Source organism: Bacillus sp. AFS018417, from assembly GCF_002560985.1.
GTDB lineage: Bacteria > Bacillota > Bacilli > Bacillales > Bacillaceae_G > Bacillus_A > Bacillus_A rhizoplanae.
On sequence record NZ_NTTM01000004.1, the window covers coordinates 127,380 to 147,002 of the forward strand.

Sequence of the window (19,623 nt, forward strand, 5' to 3'; positions counted from 1 at the left end):
TATACTGTAAATTCTCGATTCAATATTGCATCCACTATGTAATAACCAAGTACTAAAAATGCCAATAAAAGCACTAAGAAAAATAATGCTTTAAAAAATTTTTTGACATTAATCCAACATTGAAACAAAAATTGTCTAAATGTTTTCCGGTTACGTCGTTTCTTTTTGCGTCGTCTTTTTTTGTGCGCCTTCATTTCAAGCAGCCGTCCATAATCATTGTTTTTCTATAATTATATCATTGGGCAATAATGAAATGTACTTTTAATATTCAAAAAAATGGAATTCCCTTAAAATTTAACAACAAGGGATACCTCGTTTTATGAAGAATTGTAGGTTAGAAATTTTCAAATGAGGTAGTAGTTATATGTTAAGTGAATTATATCCGAATCGATTTAGCGAATTTTAAATGAGTTTTAAGTAAACTTTTTTATAAAAACTAAATTCAGATTTCTAATAAAAGAATCCATTTTGAAAAAAGATTAATCAAAATGGATTCTTTTGTTTTGATGTAATATGAGAGCTTAAGAAGTATTTTTGATCAAACTTTATCACGGATAGATTTCTACGAATGGAAGTTTCTAAGAGAGAATGGCTTGCTCATTCGATTATTTAGACGTTTTAATCCTAATCTGACTAAATTCTATTGGTATATAGTATTTATTATAAACCACAGGGTATTTATCGCTGATATATACACTTTCTAAAATCAAATCACATTCCTCTCCGTGGAAAATTTGGTATTTTAATGACGGAGTGTTGACGGAATTAGAACGTTTAATTTCAATGGTAGAGGAATTAGCGAGTTCATATACTTTCTCCTCCAACATTTCCAATACTTGCTTCTCGTTTTGTAAGTCAAGATTTAATTTGGAAACGGCTTCTATTGGCATCATCGTAAAAGCAAAAGCAACTATCTTATCGTTACTTTTATACCAGCGTTCCAACGCAACCACTGCACTCATTTCTTGATTTAATACTTGCATTGCATAGTCCGTTACTAGGTCAATTCGGAAATTCAGTTCGATATCATCTATTTTTTTCGTATAGCATTTATATAAGGGATTCCCCAACTTCTCCAGGCCATCGTTACTTTCATTATGATGAAATTTTGTAATGAAATTTCCTTTTCCATGGATATTTTTAACCAATCCATCTTCCTGCAAAAGTGCCAAAGCATGTCTCAATGTCATTCTGCTCACGCCGAATATTTTGGCCAATTCGGGTTCTGTTGGAAGCTTGCTGTCAGGAGGAAATGTTCCATCCATGATTAATTTATACAATTGGTCATACACAGTGACGAATAGCGGTTTTTTTTGTTTATTGAGTTCATGAAGTTTATTGTTCATTTTCTTTTACCCCTATAGTTTATAAATTCCGTTTCTTCTCGTTTTATCCCGCTCAAACGGTCGGTAATGTAGGTTATTTCAAGAAGAAAAACCGTCCGTAAGAGCCCGATTGGTTCAACTAACCATCAGCAGAAAAAGCATCTGCTGATGGAAGTTTCACTTTATAGTAGATTATTTTCTTTGTTCTATTGTAACTTACTTTTTTGTGGAAATTAATAAGCTTTCAAAAATTCATTATCATTTGCACTAGGTGTGTTTGTCTCGCTATTTGTGGACAGTAAGAGATCCGTACCTCAAGGTTCAGAGAAAAGTAAAGAAGATAGGTGGGGGGATAACTGTCCGTAAAAGCTCGATTGGTAAAAGATTTCCATCAGTGGGGAGGAAGAAAACTCCCACTGATGGAAGTTTCACTTTATTTAATACGCAAAACAAAAAAGCTCGGCATATGCCGAGCTTTTTTATTATTTGCTAGATGAGCTAGGTGCGCCAGATGTACTTGCTTTCGGAGCTTCGAAGATATCTTTTAAATCTTTATCGTTAATCTTCACATCTGCTTTTTTCATTTCTTTTGTAACAAGATCGTTCATGAATTGTGGATCTTGGATTTTCTTATCAACAAGTTCCTCTTTAATACGATCTTTTTCTTGGTCGAATGGTTTCAATTCTTTAATGTCAGTTACTTTGATGATATGGTAGCCAAATTGTGATTTTACAGGTTGACTGATTTCATCTTTTTTCAATTTATATGCAGCATCTTCAAATTCTTTTACCATTTTACCTGGTCCGAAGTATCCTAAGTCGCCGCCTTTATCTTTTGAACCTGTATCTTCAGAGTATTGTTTTGCTAAGTCTTCAAAAGATTTTCCTTGTGCTAGTTCAGCTTCTACTTTTTTCGCAGTTTCTTCATCTTTTACAAGAATGTGGCTTGCTTTGATTTCAGGTTTGTAGTTTGCTTTTGCTTCTTCATCCGTGATACTTGCCTTCACAGCTTCTCTCATTGAAAGCTCAGCGCGAACGGAATCTTTTAATTGTTTCTCAGTCATACCGCTTTGCTTTAATAAAGCATCAAATTGATCACCGTATTGCTTTTTATATTCGTCATATTTTTTATTAACGGCATCGTCTTTTACTGGGTAATTTTTAGTGAATACTTTTTCCATTGTCATGTTACGTAAGACGTTTTGACCGCCTTGTTTCTTCATTGCATCATAGAACTCATCTTTTGTTATATCGCCAGCTTTTGACGTTACAACTTTGTCCGAAGTGCCACATGCTGATAATGTGAACACGCTTGTTACAGCTAGAGCAAGTATTGCTTTCTTCATGAAATAAACACTCCTACTATTATGTATTTTTTATAGTATAAGCAATATGTACTAAATTTAATATAACATATTTCAACATGTTTTCCTATTGATAAAGGAAAATTAGCCATTTGTGGGTGAGTATTGTAAGATTAGGCCATTTCACCATTTTAGGTTTATAGGCATACAAAATAAGGTGAGGGGGTTGAAATTATAATGAATCGACAATTAATTTTGTTGCTTGTGTTATTTATTTTATTGGTGATAGTAGGTATAATTTGTTTATAAAGGAAAAAAGTGAGGAAGGGGGTTCCCTTCCTCACTTTGCATGAAATATAATTTCTATATAACTAGAAATTAATAAAATAGTGATACATACATTAATGAATCGAAAGACACCCGTTTTACGTCGATCAGACATTTGTTTTTGTTGACACAGTGTGTGCGTCATGAAATTCGTATAAACTAGAACAATAAGTGCAAAAGCGATAAATATAATTGTCACGAGGAGAGTCCTCCTTTGGCGAAAATACATATAATTGAATCTATTGTATCATACGATATTTTGTTCGTGTTATAAAATTCTGAAATAGAGAAACTTGTATTAGAAAGAGAGGGAAGAAAATGGACGTTGTCAAGCGCTTAGAACAAGCAGAATATTATGTATCGCTTCTTTTTAAAATGATAGATGAACAAAAGTGTCCATTTTACTCTTTAATTATAAAGAAGAAAGTAATGAGACGTGATGTAGAACGTTTGTTAGTTCTTTGTGAAGAAATGAACGAGCAATACATAATCGAAAAGCAAGAAGGTTTACTTTTATTTGATGCACTGTTGGATAAATTTGAAAAAGCGCTTCCACGAAGCCTCGAAGGAAAAGAGACCGCAGAAGCGCTTGAACGTCAAGGTTTATTTCAACCATTAATGCAAGAATTTATACGTATGATGGCATTAAAAGAATAAATTTAAAATTTTTTAACAAGTTTTTCATCGAGCTCTGTAAAATTGTCCTCAATATTATCCAGGGATTTCTCGAAAATGTCGATAAAATCTTGCCCGTAAATATTTCGTAAAATGGCGATTAATTCGATATTTTCTGGGAATTTACCATAAAAATTACGAAGAGCCAAAGCGCCATTAAAGACAGAATTACTTTCAGGGTCATACTCCTCCATTAATTGCAGCAGCAATTGCTCTCCCATATCCGTAATCTCGATATACGTGTTTCGCTTGTCATCTTCTTTTTTTGAAAAAATAAGTAAACCGCGCTCTTCTAGTTTTTTAGAGAAGTTAAAAGCTGTGGATACATGCATTACGCCGAACTTTGCAATTTCTGAAATAGAAGCCCCTTTTAAATGATACGCAATCCATAAAATGTGATGCTCATTAATGTTTAAATCGTATGGTTTAATCCATTGCTGCCAATCTTTTTCTACAGATTTCCATAATGCTTTTGATAGTTGAGCGATGCGTTGACTGAAAATCATCGCTTCTTTTATCGAATAACTTTTTTCCCCGCTTTTCATTTATTCACCCACTTTATACAATTCTTATTCATTAGTATCTATTATGCCAGTAAAATAAAAATTAATAAAGTCTTTTTGTTAGAATTGTGAAAATTTTTCGGAAAAATGACAAAACTATACAAATTCCGAGTTAATTTGGAAGCGTTTCATTGCGGATTAGGGTAAAGATTAACGTAATTTTATTCTCATTTGCATGAAAAAAGGAAACAGTGTAATTGTATAAAAAATACGGCACATGTATGTCATGTGCCGTGTAAGAGAAGAGCCGAATCAAAAATATTTGTTATATACGAAAAGTTACGCTTTATCAGGAACTGCTTGTTGTAATTTTTCAATTGATTTTTGAATGTCTTCAATTTCTTGTTCAATATGGCGCTTGTTTTGAGAAATATCTTGTCTCCATACAGAGAATGTTTCGTGCATATCATTTCTTAATTCTTGAATTACCTCTTTTCCTTCAGAAGCTGTTTCAACAATTTGTCGTTTTAATAATTTAGTATCTGCTGTAATATCAGATAATGTTTTCTTTATATCATTTCCTTTTTCTTTTAACTTATTTCGCATATCTTTTCCAGATGAAGGAGTGGAAAAGAGTACAGCAAGTCCAGCGACAGCTCCGCCGCAAATGACGCCAGTTAGGAAGAATTTAGATTTTGACATAAAAAGGACCTCCTTAATTGGTTCAACTAACCATCAGTTGATGGAAGTTTTACTTTATCGTTGTACTCATGATGTGTAAAAACGTGCATATGCATAAGACAAGGGGGGAGAAAAGTGAAATGGATTACAACAATTTGTTTTATTGTCAGTCTTTTCTTTCTTGTACGAGCAATGCAATTACTTTTCATTTTAAAACAGAAAAGATCGTATCCGCCAATACTTTTGGTGAAACAACAAACCGTTAGGTTCGCTTTTATTGGCGGGATATGTATGGTATGTACAATTTTATTGTACATACTACAATAGGTTATCTATTCAGATGAAACGGTTAGTCTGTCTTAATATGTTATATAAGAAAGATTATCTGCAAAATCTGATCTTTTCAACTCATCAGTCCCGATGAAAGTGTTATACTACTTTACACTAGTTGCAATTGTGTTTGCAATGTTGTGTAACTCTTCCATTGTGTAATCACCTTGATGAGATTTCCACACAGCGCCAAATCCGTCCTTCCCGCCGTAGCGTGGAATTAAATGAAGATGGAAGTGAAAGACAGTTTGGCCTGCTTTTTCTCCATTATTATTTAGTAAGTTAAAGCCAACTGGATTGTACTCGGTTTTAATAGCGTTCGAAATTTTTGGAACGACAGAGAAAATGTGTGCAGCAATTTCTGGTGTTAATGCAAATACATCTTGTTTATGTACTTTTGGAATTACGAGTGTATGTCCTTTTGTAACTTGGCTAATATCTAAAAAAGCAAGTACATGCTCATCTTCATATACTTTTGCGCAAGGAATTTGCCCTTCAATAATTTTACAAAAAATACAATTATCTGCTGTATGATTCATATTCCTCATCCTTTCAGTAGTCTTAGCCGTATTTTACCATAATTACATAGTAGAAAAAACACGAAAAGCAGGAAGCTAATTAAGCTTCCTGCCTTCTGAAGAAGGGTTGAAAAAGCGTTTTCGTTTAATCTACCTTTAACAGACACCTCATTTATTAGGAAATGCGTGGTAATTCGACATCTACTCTGCCGTCGACACCCCATTTACAATGAAATGATGTTGCAATCCTTCTGAAATGACTTGTTTATTTTATAAAACAGTATCTACTCTCCTCGAGACACCCCGTTTCTAAAATTAAACAATTATCTGCTCCGTGTAAACTCACTCACTTTGTCCATTATAGACACCCCATTTCATGATGATTTCGCTATGCTGTGTTCATCACTTTTATGGTTGCTTTTTCAATGTGTTCCTTCCTCACTAATTATGATGTCCGCTTTTGTAAAAGTTATGTAAAGGAAATTTTTTCTTTTTATAAAAGTTCCGTACTATGTAGAAGCCTTAATTTTTTGGTAAGATGATTACACATACATAAAGAAGAAAGTGGTGTCATATGGAACAATTATTGCGAGTGGAAAATGTCACAGGTGGATATACAAAACGGCCTGTATTGCAAAATATTTCATTCTCCGTTAAGAAAGGAGAACTTGTCGGTTTAATTGGTTTAAATGGTGCAGGCAAGAGTACAACAATTAAGCACATTATCGGATTGATGGAGCCGAAACAAGGTCACATTACGATTAACGGCAAGACATTAAAAGAGGATATGACAGCATATCGCTCTAGTTTCTCATTTATTCCAGAAACACCTGTGTTATATGAAGAGTTAACATTAGAAGAGCATTTAAAGCTAACAGCAATGGCATATGGCGTTGAGGAAAAAGAATATGAAGAACGTGTAGGAAAACTGTTAAAAGAGTTTCGCATGAAAAATCGTTTAAAGTGGTTTCCATCCCATTTTTCAAAAGGGATGAAACAAAAAGTAATGATTATGAGCGCCTTTTTAGTGCAGCCTTCTCTGTATATTGTGGATGAACCGTTTATTGGATTAGACCCGTTAGCCATTCAATCGCTTTTGCAAATGATGGATCAAATGAAGAAAAGCGGTGCTGGCATTTTAATGAGTACACATATTTTAGCAACAGCAGAGCGTTATTGTGATTCGTTCATTATTTTGCATCAAGGCGAAATTCGTGCACAGGGCACACTTGAAGAGCTGCAACAGCAGTTTAACATGGCGGGTGCAACGCTTGATGATATTTACATTGCACTAACGAAGGAAGAAGATGCTGATGAATAGTAAAAAGTTATGGAGCGAACGGTTTCGTCATTTTTTAAAAGAAATTCGTACATATGGTAAATATGTGTTTAATGATCATTTAAAATTTATTTTTGTATTTATCATCGGTGCGGGTGCATATTATTATCAGCAATGGTTACAAACATTAACACCTTCATTTCCAGCAGCATTTGTTATAGCAGTTCTATTGGGCCTTGTATTAACTGCAGGATCGATTCAAACGTTATTAAAAGAAGCGGATCTTGTATATTTACTGCCGGTAGAAGAAAAATTAAAAGCATATTTCACAAAAGCATTTCAATTTACGTTTCTCATCCAGTTGTATCTGGTAGCGATGGCAAGTGCAGCGATTGCTCCGCTCTATTTCCAGCAGATGAAACAATCCGGAATAACATACATAGTAATTGTGCTCGCTATTGTGTTAAGTAAAGCTTGGAATTTATTTGTCACTTGGGAAAAGTCTTATATGACGGATAACCGTATTCACCTCATTGACTGGTTGGTCCGTTTTGTGCTTAATTTTTTCTTTGTGTATTTCCTTGTAGTGCGCGCTTCGGCTGTTTATATAGGCGCAATCGTTTTTGCAATGGTGGTTTATCTTGTATTTTTGCAGCAAAAAGTAAAAGGAAAACCGCTGAACTGGGAATACTTAATTGCTGAAGAAGGAAAGAAAATGTTATTGCTATACCGCATTGCCAATATGTTTGTCGATGTGCCGGCGTTAAAGGAACGTGTATCTCGCCGGAAATGGCTTGATTTTATTCTCAATACCGTACCAGAAAAACGACCATATTTATTCTTATTTGTTCGTACGTTTTTACGTTCAGGAAATTATCTTGGATTGTATGTTCGTCTACTTATAATTGGCAGCTTGATTTTATACTTTGTTCCGTTTCTATATGCACGTCTTATTGTCAGTGTCGTGTTTTTATATTTAATTGGCTATCAGTTGCTAAGCTTATGGAAGCATCATCGTTTGAAGTTATGGATGGATTTATATCCTATTTCAGAGGAAGCGAAGATGAAGGATTTTCTCGCATTATTATGTGCTGTCCTTTGCGTAGGTGGTGTAATTTTCACCGTGCTATTTGCGGTTGCAACGAAGGATATGATGATGACAGGAATCGTATTTCTTGAAAATATGTTATTTAGCGTTGGATTTGTATATCAATACGGCGCAAAGCGCTTAAAAAAATTATCCCGCACTTAAAATATAGGTGAAAAATCTGATGAATGGAAGGTTCACTGTATATTGAAAGGAAGAAAAGTATGACTGAATATGAACAAAAGGTCATCTTAGAATTGCAGCAGTGGAAAAGAAAAATTATAAAAAACTCTTCCGCAATGACACGTTTTTCAAAAGCAATGCAAACGAAAGTGCAGCAATTCATTCCAGCAAAAGTGCAAAACATATTAACAGAAACGATTAAAACGATGGTGCAAGGAATTAGCATCGGTTCAAATTTCATCAAACCGAAGTTAAAAGAAACGGATTGGTCATTGCAAAGAAGAGATGAAGAAGTGCTAAAGAAAATGGATGAATATAAAAAGATTGCAGCCGCGGAAGGAGCTGGAACAGGAGCAGGAGGTTTCTTGCTCGGTCTTGCTGACTTCCCGCTTTTGCTTAGCATTAAAATTAAATTTTTATTTGATGCGGCGACATTGTACGGCTATGATACGAGTAAAAAAGAAGAGCGGTTATTCATTCTTCATGTATTCCAACTCGCTTTCTCAAGTGATGATCATCGAAAAGAAATATGGAAGGCTATTGAAACGTGGGATACGAATATAGAAAATCATATTGATTGGGAGAAATTTCAGCAAGAATACCGGGATTATATTGACTTAGCCAAGATGCTGCAGCTTGTACCAATCATCGGTGCGCCGGTGGGGGCGTACGCGAACTATCAACTTTTACAGCGGCTCGGTGAAGTGACAATGAACTGCTATCGGCTGCGCTTCTTACAGCAAAAAGGAATAATGTAACGCGAAAAACTTTCGTATCTATACAGATGCGAAAGTTTTTTTATACCTTCAAAAAAGGAAAACATTTACTAAAAATAACTTGTTTTCCAATTATGTTTTTTATATGATTAATGCAGTTTGGTAACTAAGGTTATAGATTCATAGAAAAGATGTACTAGATGATGAAATAGAGGTGAAACGATGCAACCATTAGAAAATCAAATTCATTCCAGCATGGTACGGGTATGGCAAATTAGCTCGCTCATTACATCTGGAGTCGGTCTTATTATTACAATTGCTTATTTTATATTTATGATTAAATTTGATTGGACAGGCTGGATATTTGGTGCGCTTGTAATAGGGCTTCTTGCGTATGCGCCGCTCAGCTATCTTGTTTTTCCAAATTTACGTCAACGCTATCATAGTTATCAATTAAATGAAGAAGAGATGGAAATTCAACATGGAATGTTCGTTGTTCAGCGCGTATTAGTGCCGATGATTCGTATTCAGCACATAACGATTGAACAAGGTCCAATAATGCGTAAGTATGGCTTAACAGAATTAAAAGTATCTACAGCTGCAATGACGCACGGTATTCCTGGTTTAACGATGAGAGAAGCAGAACAATTAAAACGCCAAATTTCTGAACTGGCGAAGGTAAGTGATGAAGATGTATAAGAGGCAGCATCCAATTACCATTTTATTTGAATTAAAGATTAAAGATCTTCTGCCAACATTTCTACTTCTCTTTAGTACGAAAGGTAAATTTCCATTTTGGTATTTGATTCCATTTGGTATTTTCGCATTTACCATTCTTTCTACTATGATTGAATGGTATTACAAAGTGTATTGGATTGAAAATAATACTCTACATATTAAACATGGATTATTTGTGAAAAAAGAAAGCTACTTAAATAAAGAGCGTGTGCAAACAATCAATACAAGCTCCAATGTTGTTTATCAATTGTTAGGTTTAACGAAATTAAAAATTGAAACGGCTGGCGGAGGCCATGAGCCAGAGGTAAACTTAGCGGGGATTACAAATGATGAGGCAAAGCATATAATTTCTCTTCTAAATGAAGAAGCGAAAATAGAAGAACAGTTAAAAGAAGAACAGCATACACAAACGAATGAAACGAATACAGCTGTTTATAAACTAACAGTAAAAGAAATTCTCCTTGCATCTATTACATCCGGTCAGTTTGGGTTGTTATTTTCGTTTCTTTTCATATTTGCGCAAGAGCTAAAAGACTATCTTCCACAGCATCTTATCAATGCAGTCGAAAAATATGTGGAAAATAGTGATATGTACGGCTGGATGTATATGGCGGCTATTTTACTTGTATTTTCATGGATTATTTCAACAATTTCATATGCATTTAAACATGCGAATTTTACTGTTTATCGAAGAGGAGATGAAATTCGCATTTCGCAAGGGCTATTTGAGAAAAAGGAACTTGTGTTAAAGTTACACCGGATCCAAGCTATTACGATTAAAGAAGCGCTGCTTCGCCAACCGTTTGGTTATTGCTCGGTGCACGTAGAAGTGATTCAAAGCGTTGGAAAAAATGACATGAATGTTACGTTGCATCCCCTTATGAAAAAAAAGGATGTGCAACAATTATTTGAGCACTTGCAATTACCATACGAAGTAGAGGAGCGTGTAACACATTTACCAAAGGCTGCACTGCGTCGCTACCTCATTTATAGTTGGGTCATTTGTATGATATTTGCGATACCAATTGCCGGAGTAAGTATATATTTTAAACAATATATAGGGCTATTTGTATTAATTCCATTGTTTATGATTTTTACAGCTCTTGGATATGGAAAATTTACAACAGGCGGATATGCGCTGCAACCTAATCAGCTCATAATTGTATATCGCGGCATTGCTAAATATACGGGATTAGTGAGAAAAAGACATATTCAATCGATGAAGAAAAGTCAGTCTTACTTCCAGCATAAAGATCAATTGTGTACGTATATGTTTGCGGTTGCATCATCAGGTGCGGGACGGCATTATGAATTAAAACATACGAGATTAGAAGATGCGGAAAAGATGCATAGTTGGTATAAGCAAAAAGATGAAAAAATAGTTGTAGACTGAAAGAGCGTTTGAGTATAAAGTATTGTTAATATAACGATATTCAATATATAGAAACATATAAAAATTCTTCAGTTTACATAAAGTGAGACTTCCAGCAGTGGGGGCTTACTGCCTGCGAATAGCAGAATAAATTTGATAGAGTTAGAAAGAGATGTAAGCAGAAGGAAAGGCTTGCATCTTTTTTTATTTTCTATAAAACCGATTCAATCTTTCAATCGTTACCTTACATATAAATAAAAAATTGAAGGAGGAGTCAGTATGAAAGCATGGCAATGTGTTGTATCCATATTAGCGAGCATTTTTTTATTAGCAGCGTGTAATAGCGATAAGGAAGAAGGGGCTCAAAGTAAGAAAACGAGTGGAGAAAACGTGAGTGAAGTTTCTAGTAATAAAGACGAATCTTCTAGTTTACAATTATTAGAGAACGATAAGGTTGGAAAATACTTAGCAGATGCAAACGGAAAGACACTCTATTATTTTGCAAAAGACACATCTAAGGTAAGTAATTGTAGTGGTGACTGTGTAAAACTTTGGCCGCCATTTGTTGCAAAAGATTTTGAAGTGCCAAAAGGATTTGATAAAAAAGACTTTGCTACGATAACAAGAGAAGATACGAAAGAACAACAAGTAACGTATAAAGGCTATCCCCTTTACTATTTTGCGAATGATAAATCAAAAGGAGATATAAATGGACAAGGGGTTAAAGATATATGGTTTGTGTTGAATAGTGAAACTACATTTAAACAGTAAACAGTGGTAAATATTCTGTTAAAAGGAGCGACCAGCATTGTTGGTGGTTCCTATTTTTCTTCCTGAATTATATAATTGAATAAATTACAAATTATCAGAAATAAATGAAAAAACAGGGAGTGCAGGTGAGAATGAAAGAAAAAAATGATTATGAGTTAATGCAATTAGTAAAAAGAAACCATCGTCCTGCATTAGAAGAACTATATGAACGATATATTAAGTTGACATATAGTTTCACTTTTAAATTTTTTCAGGGAAATGAAGACAAAACAAAAGAAGTTGTTCAATTAGTTTTTTTAAAACTTTGGACAACGAAAAGTATGTATAATCCTTCAAAAGGTGAGTTCGTAAATTGGATACTTACGATTACGAGGAATATATGTATTGATTATGTCCGAAAAGAAAATAAAGAACTTATGTATAGGAAGTTTGATGATGCTGAAAAACCTATACATATAGCAGATTCAAAGAATGAAATCGAGAAAAGGCTGCACAGTGTTGAAATTCAAAAGGCAAAGCAGAATTTGTCTACGTCTCAAAAAAGATTAATCGACTTGCTCTATTGGAAAGGTTATTCCCTTAGTGAGATTGCTAAAATGGAAGATGAACCATTGGGAACCACTAAAAGTCGTCTTCATCAATCTTTAAAGCAATTAAAAAAATATCTAGAATAGAGGGGATAGTATGGAGAGAGAATGTGAGCATTTATTATCCTACGTTACGAATACATTTGATGATAAAGAAGAAAAAAAGTTTAAAGAACATTTAAAGGTATGCCCGAAATGTCAAGCTGAGTATCAATCAATGCAGCCAGCTTGGGAAGCGCTGCATTTCGATTTTGAGGAGAAAGAAGTACCAGCAACATTAAAAGCTGAAGTGTTTGATTTTATATTTGCAGACGAACAAACGAATGAAGATAACAGAGTAACAGCGAAATGGAAAGAATGGACGGCTTTACTAAAAAAACAATTTACACCGTTGGCAACAGGAGTACTAGTAACAATGTTAGTGATTACAGTAGCATTAACAATCGAAAATTCACAATTAAAAACACAACCTTTAGCTAAGCATGAATTAAACAGCGATCCAATTGAAGTAATTTCTACTCGTCCATTAGTATCAACCGATCAAAATCATGAAAATACAAAGGGATATATGTTTGTTATACAACAAGGAGATAAGAAAAAATTAGTTGTACAAGCGGATCATTTGCCACAAGTGAAAAATTCAGAAGTGTATCAAGTTTGGTTATTGAAAGATGGCGAAAGAAAAAACGCTGGAATCTTTAAACCTGATGAAACTGGTTCGGGACTTCTGACATATGAAATTTCACAAAAACAGTCCTTCGATAACATCGGTATTACACTTGAACCAGATTCGAATAGTACGAAACCTCTTGGCAAAAAGGTACTAGGAACTTAAAACATATGTTACAGTGAATTCAATTTTCTTATAAAGTGAAATTTTCATCAGTGGGGTATGAAGAAACCCCCACTGATGGAAGTTTCACTTTATTTTTCTTCATTATATCAAGACGTGTAAAAACCTTCGAAGATGATACATAAAGGATATGTTTTTTCAAATAATAAACGTACCATCATTTGGAAAGAAGGGTGAGGCGTGAAGAATACAAAGATGTTTCTCATTGGCTTTGTTTCAATTTTTATATTTGCAATTGTTCTATATAAACTGATTATATTTGCTGGTGGTTATATGATGGATGAAAAGCGTCTTGTATTTCACTCTTCATCACGTATCGTTGATCAGAAAGGTAAAGAAATCACGAAACTTTACGTGGAAAATCGAGAATTGGTACATATTGAAGATATCCCAACATTTGTTCAACAATCGTTTTTAGCTGTTGAAGATTCACGTTTTTATAAACATCATGGTGTTGATTTTTCTTCTATTATAAGAGCACTTTATAAAGATATTTTAGCTGGAGAGAAAGTAGAAGGCGGGAGTACGATTACACAGCAGCTTGTGAAAAATGTCTTTTTGTCACATGAAAAAACGTTATTTCGAAAAATGAAGGAAGTTGCAATTGCGTTTCACTTGGAGCAGAAATATACGAAGCAGCAGCTTTTAGAAATGTATTTAAATCATATTTATTTTGGGCACGGGGCATACGGCATTCAAGCAGCTGCAAAATTTTATTTTAATAAAGACGCACAGCAGTTAACGGTCGAAGAAGGTGCGATGCTCGCTGCTCTTCCGAAAGCACCGAATAGCTATTCTCCGTTTTTGCATCCTGAAAAAAGTAAGGAACGCCGGGATTTAATTTTATCGTTAATGCATAAGCAAGGATATTTATCGGCAGAAGAAACAGTTCGTTATCAAGGAAAAACGATTGCTCTTCATACAAATCGAAATGAACAGGAGCTTGCTTATATGCCATATATCGATATGGTAGTCGATGAAGCAGCTCGTACGTATGGATTATCTCATCAAGAAGTATTGCGCGGAGGATATACATTTGTTGTTGCAATGGATGACAAGATGCAAAAGGTAGCGTATGAACAATTGCAAAATGTCCGTAATTTTCCAATGCAAGACGATGAGATGCAAGGTGCTGTTCTCTTAATGGATAGTAAAACAGGCGGGATAAGAGCCGCAGTTGGAGGAAGGCATTACTTAGCACGCGGGTTAAATCGAATTTACGCAAAGCGGCAGCCGGGATCTGTATTAAAGCCGCTTCTCGTATATGCACCAGCACTTGAAACGAAAAAATATACACCGTATTCTTTATTAACAAATGAACAAAGTTCGTTTGATGGCTATGAACCGCACAATTACAACAATCAATATTCGAAGGAAGTAACGATGTATGATGCGCTATTAGAATCGACAAATGTCCCAGCTGTATCTCTTCTGCATGAAATTGGCGTGGAGGAAGGAATGCGATATTTAGAAAAAGGAGATATCTATATTCCTGAACACGGTCTTAGTACTGCGCTTGGCGGTTTAAAAGAAGGAGTTTCCCCATTTGAACTTGTGAAAATGTATCGTGCATTTGTAGAGGGTGGAAAAATCGTTGAACCGCATGTAATTGAGAAGGTGTTGAATCGACACGGAGAAATCATTGGACAAGCAACAGGAAAAGAAATAAAAATTTTTTCTAAGCAAACTGCTTGGTATATGACAAAAATGCTTGAAGGTGTTGTGAAAGAAGGAACTGCACAAGATGGTGTATATAAAGGACCACTTGCTGGGAAAACAGGAACAACCTCTTTGCCAAATCAAGAAACTGGAGCAAGAGATGTTTGGTTTGTTGGTTATACACCAGATTTAGTTGGGGCTGTTTGGATGGGGTATGACCGCACTGATGACAAACATTATGTGCGTGGCAGCAGTGCCTATCCAACAAAACTATTTAAAACAATTTTAGCGAAAGTAAATGTACAAGGTGAAAAGAAATTTGTACAGCCACGCGGTGTTGAAACGATTGGGATGCCGATTCGCTTAAGTAAAGTGGATGGTTTAGAAGCTAAGTTAATGTTTACCCCGCTTGGTTTATTTACAGCAAAACTAACATGGAATCAACTTCCTGATAAGAGAGTTCAATATCGAATTTACAAAATAGACAATGGGAAAGCAACTCATATAGGTACAGTAACAGGAAAAGGTGAATATGAAGCAAAGTTTATGAACGTTTTTAAAGCACCTCGTTTTTATGTTGTACCATTTAATCCGCAAACGAATCGAGAAGGAGAAAAAACAAAAGAGGTTAAGCCGTAAATTCAGCTTGTGCTATAATGAAAATGTTCCGAAAAAAGAAGGGATTTAGACATATGTTTGTGTCAATTTCATGAACATCGTACATAATGTTGTACATTTTGTTTTTACAGATTGTATAGTAAGAAAAGATAAAAAGGATAGGGTTCGTTAGCTGCATTAGAAAAGAAGGGGGAACAGGGTTTTGGTACGACAAATCAATGAAACATTTTTACAAGCATGCAGAGGAGAGCGTACAGATTATGTACCAGCATGGTATATGCGCCAAGCGGGTCGCTCTCAGCCGGAATACAGAAAGATTAAAGAAAAGTATTCTTTGTTTGAAATTACACATCAGCCAGAGCTTTGTGCTTATGTAACGAAGCTGCCTGTTGATCAATATAATGTTGACGCTGCTATTTTATATAAAGATATTATGTCACCGCTTCCAGCGATTGGTGTGGATGTAGAGATTAAATCTGGAATTGGGCCTGTGATTGATAATCCTATTCAATCGCTGCAAGATGTAGAAAAATTAGGAGAAATTCATCCTGAAGATGACGTTCCATATATATTAGATACGATTCGTTTATTAACAACGGAAATGCTTGATGTTCCGCTAATCGGATTTTCAGGAGCACCGTTTACGCTAGCAAGTTATATGATTGAAGGCGGACCGTCTCGCAATTATCATAAAACGAAAGCGTTTATGTATGCAGAGCCGAAAGCATGGTTTGCGCTAATGGATAAGCTTGCAGATATGACGATTACGTATTTAAAAGCGCAAATTAATGCTGGTGCAAAAGCAATCCAAGTTTTCGATTCTTGGGTTGGCACAGTAAATGTTGCGGATTACCGCTTATATATTAAACCAGCAATGGAGCGTATTTTCACAGAGCTTCGTCCTATGAATGTACCGCTTATTATGCACGGCGTTGGAGCGAGTCATTTAGCAAATGAATGGCATGACTTGCCACTTGATGTTGTCGGTTTGGACTGGCGTCTGCCGATTGAAGAGGCGCGTGCGCGCGGTATTCAAAAGGCGGTGCAAGGAAATTTAGATCCATCTATTTTACTTGCACCGTGGGATGTTATTGAAACGCATGTAAAAGCGATTTTAGACGAAGGAATGAAACAACCGGGATACGTATTTAACTTAGGACATGGTGTATTCCCAGAGGTAAATCCAGAGACGTTAAAACGTATGACTGCATTCATACACGACTATTCAAGAGAACAGTTGGCGAAGTAAAGGAGAAGCCGCATGAAAAAGAAAATCGGTTTACTTGTGATGGCATATGGAACGCCTTATAAAGAAGAAGATATTGAACGTTACTATACACATATTCGCAGAGGAAGAAAGCCAAGCGCAGAAATGTTAGAAGAGCTAACAGAACGCTACCGAGCAATCGGTGGCATTTCTCCTCTAGCAAAGATTACGCTTGAGCAAGCAACAAAGTTAGAAGCGCATTTAAATGAAATGCAAGACGAAGTAGAGTTTAAAATGTATCTCGGCTTAAAACATATTGAGCCGTTTATTGAAGATGCTGTGAAGAATATGCACGAAGATGGAATTAAAGATGCAATTGCCCTTGTTCTTGCGCCGCACTATTCTACATTCAGCGTAAAGTCGTATGTAGGAAGAGCGCAAGAAGAAGCAGAAAAGCTTGGCAGCTTGCAAATTCATGGTATTGACAGTTGGTATAAAGAACCGAAATTTATCGATTACTGGGTTAACCAAGTAAAAGCAACATATGAAACAATGACAGCTGAAGAGCGTGAAAAAGCTGTTCTTATCGTATCAGCGCATAGTTTGCCAGAGAAAATCATTGCGCTTGGTGATCCGTATCCAGAACAATTAAGTGAAACGGCTGATTATATTGCCCGCGGAGCTGAAGTGGAAAATTATGCAGTAGGCTGGCAAAGTGCCGGTAATACACCAGATCCATGGATTGGGCCAGATGTGCAGGATTTAACACGTGAATTGCATGAGAAATATGGATACACTTCTTTTGTATATGCACCTGTTGGATTTGTTGCAGATCATTTAGAAGTACTATATGACAATGATATTGAATGTAAAATTGTAACAGAAGAAATAAATGCAAAGTATTATCGTCCAGAAATGCCAAATGCAAGTGCTGCATTTATTGCTTGTTTAGCAGATGTTGTTATAAAAAAGTGGAGTGCAGTTTCATAAAGCGAGGAAGGAGGAAGCAGACTTGAAAAAGAAGGTAGTAATTATAGGTGGCGGGATTTCCGGTTTAACAACAGCATATTACTTACAAAAAGAAATTCGTGAACAAGGGCTGCCGATTGATACGATGCTTATTGAAGCATCAGGTAGGCTCGGAGGAAAAATTCAAACACTGCAAAAAGACGGATTTACAATTGAACGTGGTCCAGATTCGTTCCTAGAGCGAAAAGAGAGTGCAGCAAGGTTAGCACGAGAATTAAATCTTGGCGATGAACTTGTCAACAATGCAACAGGAAAATCGTTTGTCCTTGTAAATAATCGTTTGCATGGCATTCCAAGCGGTTCGATGATGGGGATTCCAACGCAAATTAAACCATTTGTATTTTCTGGGTTATTTTCTCCTATCGGCAAGGTGCGAGCAAGCTTTGATTTTGTGCTTCCTCGTTCTAAGCCAATATCGGATCAATCACTCGGTCATTTTTTCCGTCGCCGTTTAGGAAATGAAGTGGTTGAAAATTTAATTGAGCCGTTGTTATCAGGCATTTATGCTGGTGATATTGATCAGATGAGTTTAATGTCGACGTTCCCGCAGTTTTATCAAGTAGAACAAAAATATCGCAGTATTTCGCTCGGTATGCGTACATTGGCACCGAAAAAGCCAAAGGACGCGAAGGCAAAAGGAATCTTTTTAACGTTGAAAACAGGATTACAATCCATTGTAGATGCAATTGAAGAAAGATTAGAAGATGAAACGGTTATGAAAGGAACGCGCGTTGAAAAAATCACAAAAATTGGTGATTGTTATAGCATTACACTTAGTAATGGTAAAGAAATAGAAGCCGATGCTATTGTTATGGCTGCATCTCATAAATGGTTGCCAGCGATGTTTTCTCAATATAAACAGTTCCGTTTTTTCCGCAACATTCCATCTACGTCAGTTGCGAATGTAGCGTTAGCGTTCCCAGAAGAAGCGATTCAGCGTGATATTGAAGGAACAGGATTTGTTGTCTCTCGTAATAGTGATTTTACGATTACAGCATGTACATGGACGCATAAAAAATGGCCGCATACGACGCCGGAAGGAAAAGTGCTCTTGCGCTGTTATGTGGGACGCCCTGGTGATGAAGCAATTGTGGAGCAGACAGATGAAGAAATGGTTCGTGTCGTGTTAGAAGATCTGCAAAAGACGATGGATATAACAACTGAGCCAGAGTTTACTGTTGTCAGCCGCTGGAAAGATGCGATGCCGCAATATACGGTTGGTCATAAAGAGCGTATGGAAACTTTAAAACAGTTCATGAATGAAGAATTACCTGGCATTTATTTAGCAGGAAGCTCTTATGCTGGCGCTGGATTGCCAGATTGTATTGATCAAGGCGAAGCAGCGGTAAAATATGTATTATCTTATTTAGAACAAACGCATCAAAAAGAGTTAATGGCACAATAGTAGGAGGGGCTGATCTAAAAGGCACGTAGGTGTCTTTTAGAATCAGCCCCTTTTTTACGTGTCCGCCGATATATCGGCGGAAGTGGTGCATTTATCGGCGTTATTTGTGATATATCGGCGCTTCGACAGAATATAAAGTGAAACTTCCTTTTGGGAACGTTTTTTCCCCAGAAGGTTAGTTGAACCAATCGGGCTTTTACGGGCAGTGATTCTCCACCTATCTTCTTCGCTTTTCTCTGAATCTTAAGGTGGGGGTTTTACTGCCCGTTAATGCGGGATAAAGACCTTTCGACAATGTTCAACATGCGGGTAGTCCACTGGAACTGGATCATATCGAAAAGTAGAAGGAGCTGACTCAAAAGTTGGCTCCTTTCTTATTTGTGTACGAAATTAATTTTTTGTAAATTCTCACAAATATAATATTCTTTATAAAGAATCCCTGCTATGATAGAACAT

20 protein-coding genes and 1 pseudogene are annotated in these 19,623 nt (G+C 35.9%); 15 read left to right on the plus strand and 6 right to left on the minus strand.

The features are described 5' to 3' along the window. Window positions 1–605: 605 nt before the first annotated feature. Together CN326_RS02820 and prsA are read right to left on the minus strand one after the other, a co-directional pair. Window positions 606–1,346: a GntR family transcriptional regulator gene (locus tag CN326_RS02820; RefSeq protein WP_098306005.1), complete on the minus strand. Its 741-nt coding sequence runs from the start codon at window positions 1,344–1,346 to the stop codon at window positions 606–608. Window positions 1,347–1,807: 461 nt separating this feature from the next. Next, entirely contained in the window at window positions 1,808–2,671 is an 864-nt protein-coding gene (gene prsA, locus CN326_RS02830; RefSeq protein ID WP_098306009.1) for a peptidylprolyl isomerase PrsA, read from the minus strand. A 195-nt stretch (window positions 2,672–2,866) separates the two neighbouring features. On the opposite strand from prsA, the pseudogene CN326_RS25515 reads away from it, so the two are divergent. Continuing rightward, a pseudogene (locus CN326_RS25515) lies at window positions 2,867–2,938 on the plus strand (YjcZ family sporulation protein); the annotation flags it as partial. A 31-nt stretch (window positions 2,939–2,969) separates the two neighbouring features. Here CN326_RS25515 and CN326_RS02835 read toward each other — a convergent pair. Then, window positions 2,970–3,185, minus strand: a complete 216-nt coding sequence (locus CN326_RS02835) for a hypothetical protein (RefSeq protein WP_141524955.1) — start codon at window positions 3,183–3,185, stop codon at window positions 2,970–2,972. Between the two features lie 89 nt (window positions 3,186–3,274). Between CN326_RS02835 and CN326_RS02840 the strand changes: the two genes are divergently transcribed. After that, window positions 3,275–3,613 (plus strand): DUF1878 family protein, encoded by a 339-nt coding sequence (locus CN326_RS02840; protein WP_098306013.1) that lies wholly within the window; start codon window positions 3,275–3,277, stop codon window positions 3,611–3,613. A gap of 2 nt (window positions 3,614–3,615) precedes the next feature. Here the strand turns inward: CN326_RS02840 and CN326_RS02845 are convergent, their stop codons facing one another. Beyond that, window positions 3,616–4,176 (minus strand): HTH-type transcriptional regulator Hpr, encoded by a 561-nt coding sequence (locus tag CN326_RS02845; RefSeq protein ID WP_098306015.1) that lies wholly within the window; start codon window positions 4,174–4,176, stop codon window positions 3,616–3,618. Window positions 4,177–4,473: 297 nt separating this feature from the next. Beyond that, on the minus strand, window positions 4,474–4,836 hold the full coding sequence (locus tag CN326_RS02850; protein ID WP_098306017.1) for a YtxH domain-containing protein: 363 nt from the start codon (window positions 4,834–4,836) through the stop codon (window positions 4,474–4,476). 114 nt (window positions 4,837–4,950) lie between these two features. Here CN326_RS02850 and yhzF point away from each other — a divergent pair, with 114 nt between their 5' ends. Further along, window positions 4,951–5,142 (plus strand): membrane protein YhzF, encoded by a 192-nt coding sequence (yhzF, locus tag CN326_RS02855; protein WP_098306019.1) that lies wholly within the window; start codon window positions 4,951–4,953, stop codon window positions 5,140–5,142. Between the two features lie 107 nt (window positions 5,143–5,249). Here the strand turns inward: yhzF and CN326_RS02860 are convergent, their stop codons facing one another. Then, window positions 5,250–5,684 carry an HIT family protein gene (locus CN326_RS02860; RefSeq protein WP_098306021.1) on the minus strand — a complete coding sequence of 145 codons (435 nt, stop codon included), beginning with the start codon at window positions 5,682–5,684 and terminating at the stop codon, window positions 5,250–5,252. A 553-nt stretch (window positions 5,685–6,237) separates the two neighbouring features. Here CN326_RS02860 and CN326_RS02865 point away from each other — a divergent pair. The 12 genes from CN326_RS02865 to hemY all read left to right on the plus strand — a co-directional run bounded on the left by CN326_RS02865 (window position 6,238) and on the right by hemY (window position 19,167). Further along, on the plus strand, window positions 6,238–6,984 hold the full coding sequence (locus tag CN326_RS02865) for an ABC transporter ATP-binding protein (RefSeq protein WP_098306023.1): 747 nt from the start codon (window positions 6,238–6,240) through the stop codon (window positions 6,982–6,984). Continuing rightward, complete coding sequence (locus CN326_RS02870) at window positions 6,977–8,194, plus strand: ABC transporter permease (RefSeq protein ID WP_098306025.1); 1,218 nt, start codon at window positions 6,977–6,979, stop codon at window positions 8,192–8,194. The genes CN326_RS02865 and CN326_RS02870 overlap by 8 nt, the downstream gene beginning before the upstream one ends. A gap of 59 nt (window positions 8,195–8,253) precedes the next feature. Then, window positions 8,254–8,970 (plus strand): EcsC family protein, encoded by a 717-nt coding sequence (locus CN326_RS02875; RefSeq protein ID WP_098306265.1) that lies wholly within the window; start codon window positions 8,254–8,256, stop codon window positions 8,968–8,970. A gap of 180 nt (window positions 8,971–9,150) precedes the next feature. Further along, complete coding sequence (locus CN326_RS02880; protein WP_098306027.1) at window positions 9,151–9,627, plus strand: PH domain-containing protein; 477 nt, start codon at window positions 9,151–9,153, stop codon at window positions 9,625–9,627. Continuing rightward, a complete protein-coding gene (locus CN326_RS02885; protein WP_098306267.1) occupies window positions 9,620–11,059 on the plus strand; it encodes a PH domain-containing protein in 1,440 nt (479 codons plus the stop codon). Before CN326_RS02880 ends, CN326_RS02885 begins: the two co-directional genes overlap by 8 nt. Before the next feature lie 258 nt (window positions 11,060–11,317). Next, entirely contained in the window at window positions 11,318–11,809 is a 492-nt protein-coding gene (locus tag CN326_RS02890) for a COG4315 family predicted lipoprotein (RefSeq protein ID WP_098306029.1), read from the plus strand. A gap of 131 nt (window positions 11,810–11,940) precedes the next feature. Beyond that, window positions 11,941–12,483 carry an RNA polymerase sigma factor gene (locus CN326_RS02895; protein ID WP_098306031.1) on the plus strand — a complete coding sequence of 181 codons (543 nt, stop codon included), beginning with the start codon at window positions 11,941–11,943 and terminating at the stop codon, window positions 12,481–12,483. A gap of 10 nt (window positions 12,484–12,493) precedes the next feature. Beyond that, the gene (locus CN326_RS02900) at window positions 12,494–13,231 is read left to right on the plus strand and encodes an anti-sigma factor (RefSeq protein ID WP_098306033.1); all 738 of its coding nucleotides are present in this window, start codon (window positions 12,494–12,496) and stop codon (window positions 13,229–13,231) included. A gap of 213 nt (window positions 13,232–13,444) precedes the next feature. After that, complete coding sequence (locus tag CN326_RS02905; RefSeq protein WP_098306269.1) at window positions 13,445–15,547, plus strand: transglycosylase domain-containing protein; 2,103 nt, start codon at window positions 13,445–13,447, stop codon at window positions 15,545–15,547. Between the two features lie 181 nt (window positions 15,548–15,728). Beyond that, entirely contained in the window at window positions 15,729–16,775 is a 1,047-nt protein-coding gene (gene hemE, locus CN326_RS02910; protein ID WP_098306035.1) for a uroporphyrinogen decarboxylase, read from the plus strand. Between the two features lie 12 nt (window positions 16,776–16,787). Continuing rightward, entirely contained in the window at window positions 16,788–17,723 is a 936-nt protein-coding gene (hemH, locus tag CN326_RS02915) for a ferrochelatase (protein ID WP_098306037.1), read from the plus strand. Window positions 17,724–17,745: 22 nt separating this feature from the next. Continuing rightward, the gene (gene hemY, locus CN326_RS02920) at window positions 17,746–19,167 is read left to right on the plus strand and encodes a protoporphyrinogen oxidase (RefSeq protein ID WP_098306039.1); all 1,422 of its coding nucleotides are present in this window, start codon (window positions 17,746–17,748) and stop codon (window positions 19,165–19,167) included. The last annotated feature ends 456 nt before the right edge of the window (window positions 19,168–19,623 follow it).

Excerpts from the sequence above, each read along its gene's own strand:
- CN326_RS02850 (WP_098306017.1), bottom strand. The coding sequence starts at position 4,836 with ATGTCAAAATCTAAATTCTTCCTAACTGGCGTCATTTGCGGCGGAGCT.
- prsA (WP_098306009.1), bottom strand. The coding sequence starts at position 2,671 with ATGAAGAAAGCAATACTTGCTCTAGCTGTAACAAGCGTGTTCACATTA.
- CN326_RS02835 (WP_141524955.1), bottom strand. The coding sequence starts at position 3,185 with ATGTATTTTCGCCAAAGGAGGACTCTCCTCGTGACAATTATATTTATC.
- CN326_RS02845 (WP_098306015.1), bottom strand. The coding sequence starts at position 4,176 with ATGAAAAGCGGGGAAAAAAGTTATTCGATAAAAGAAGCGATGATTTTC.
- CN326_RS02840 (WP_098306013.1), top strand. The coding sequence starts at position 3,275 with ATGGACGTTGTCAAGCGCTTAGAACAAGCAGAATATTATGTATCGCTT.
- CN326_RS02880 (WP_098306027.1), top strand. The coding sequence starts at position 9,151 with ATGCAACCATTAGAAAATCAAATTCATTCCAGCATGGTACGGGTATGG.
- CN326_RS02820 (WP_098306005.1), bottom strand. The coding sequence starts at position 1,346 with ATGAACAATAAACTTCATGAACTCAATAAACAAAAAAAACCGCTATTC.
- CN326_RS02895 (WP_098306031.1), top strand. The coding sequence starts at position 11,941 with ATGAAAGAAAAAAATGATTATGAGTTAATGCAATTAGTAAAAAGAAAC.
- CN326_RS02905 (WP_098306269.1), top strand. The coding sequence starts at position 13,445 with ATGTTTCTCATTGGCTTTGTTTCAATTTTTATATTTGCAATTGTTCTA.
- CN326_RS02885 (WP_098306267.1), top strand. The coding sequence starts at position 9,620 with ATGTATAAGAGGCAGCATCCAATTACCATTTTATTTGAATTAAAGATT.
- CN326_RS02890 (WP_098306029.1), top strand. The coding sequence starts at position 11,318 with ATGAAAGCATGGCAATGTGTTGTATCCATATTAGCGAGCATTTTTTTA.
- CN326_RS02900 (WP_098306033.1), top strand. The coding sequence starts at position 12,494 with ATGGAGAGAGAATGTGAGCATTTATTATCCTACGTTACGAATACATTT.
- hemH (WP_098306037.1), top strand. The coding sequence starts at position 16,788 with ATGAAAAAGAAAATCGGTTTACTTGTGATGGCATATGGAACGCCTTAT.
- CN326_RS02870 (WP_098306025.1), top strand. The coding sequence starts at position 6,977 with ATGAATAGTAAAAAGTTATGGAGCGAACGGTTTCGTCATTTTTTAAAA.
- CN326_RS02860 (WP_098306021.1), bottom strand. The coding sequence starts at position 5,684 with ATGAATCATACAGCAGATAATTGTATTTTTTGTAAAATTATTGAAGGG.
- CN326_RS02865 (WP_098306023.1), top strand. The coding sequence starts at position 6,238 with ATGGAACAATTATTGCGAGTGGAAAATGTCACAGGTGGATATACAAAA.
- CN326_RS02875 (WP_098306265.1), top strand. The coding sequence starts at position 8,254 with ATGACTGAATATGAACAAAAGGTCATCTTAGAATTGCAGCAGTGGAAA.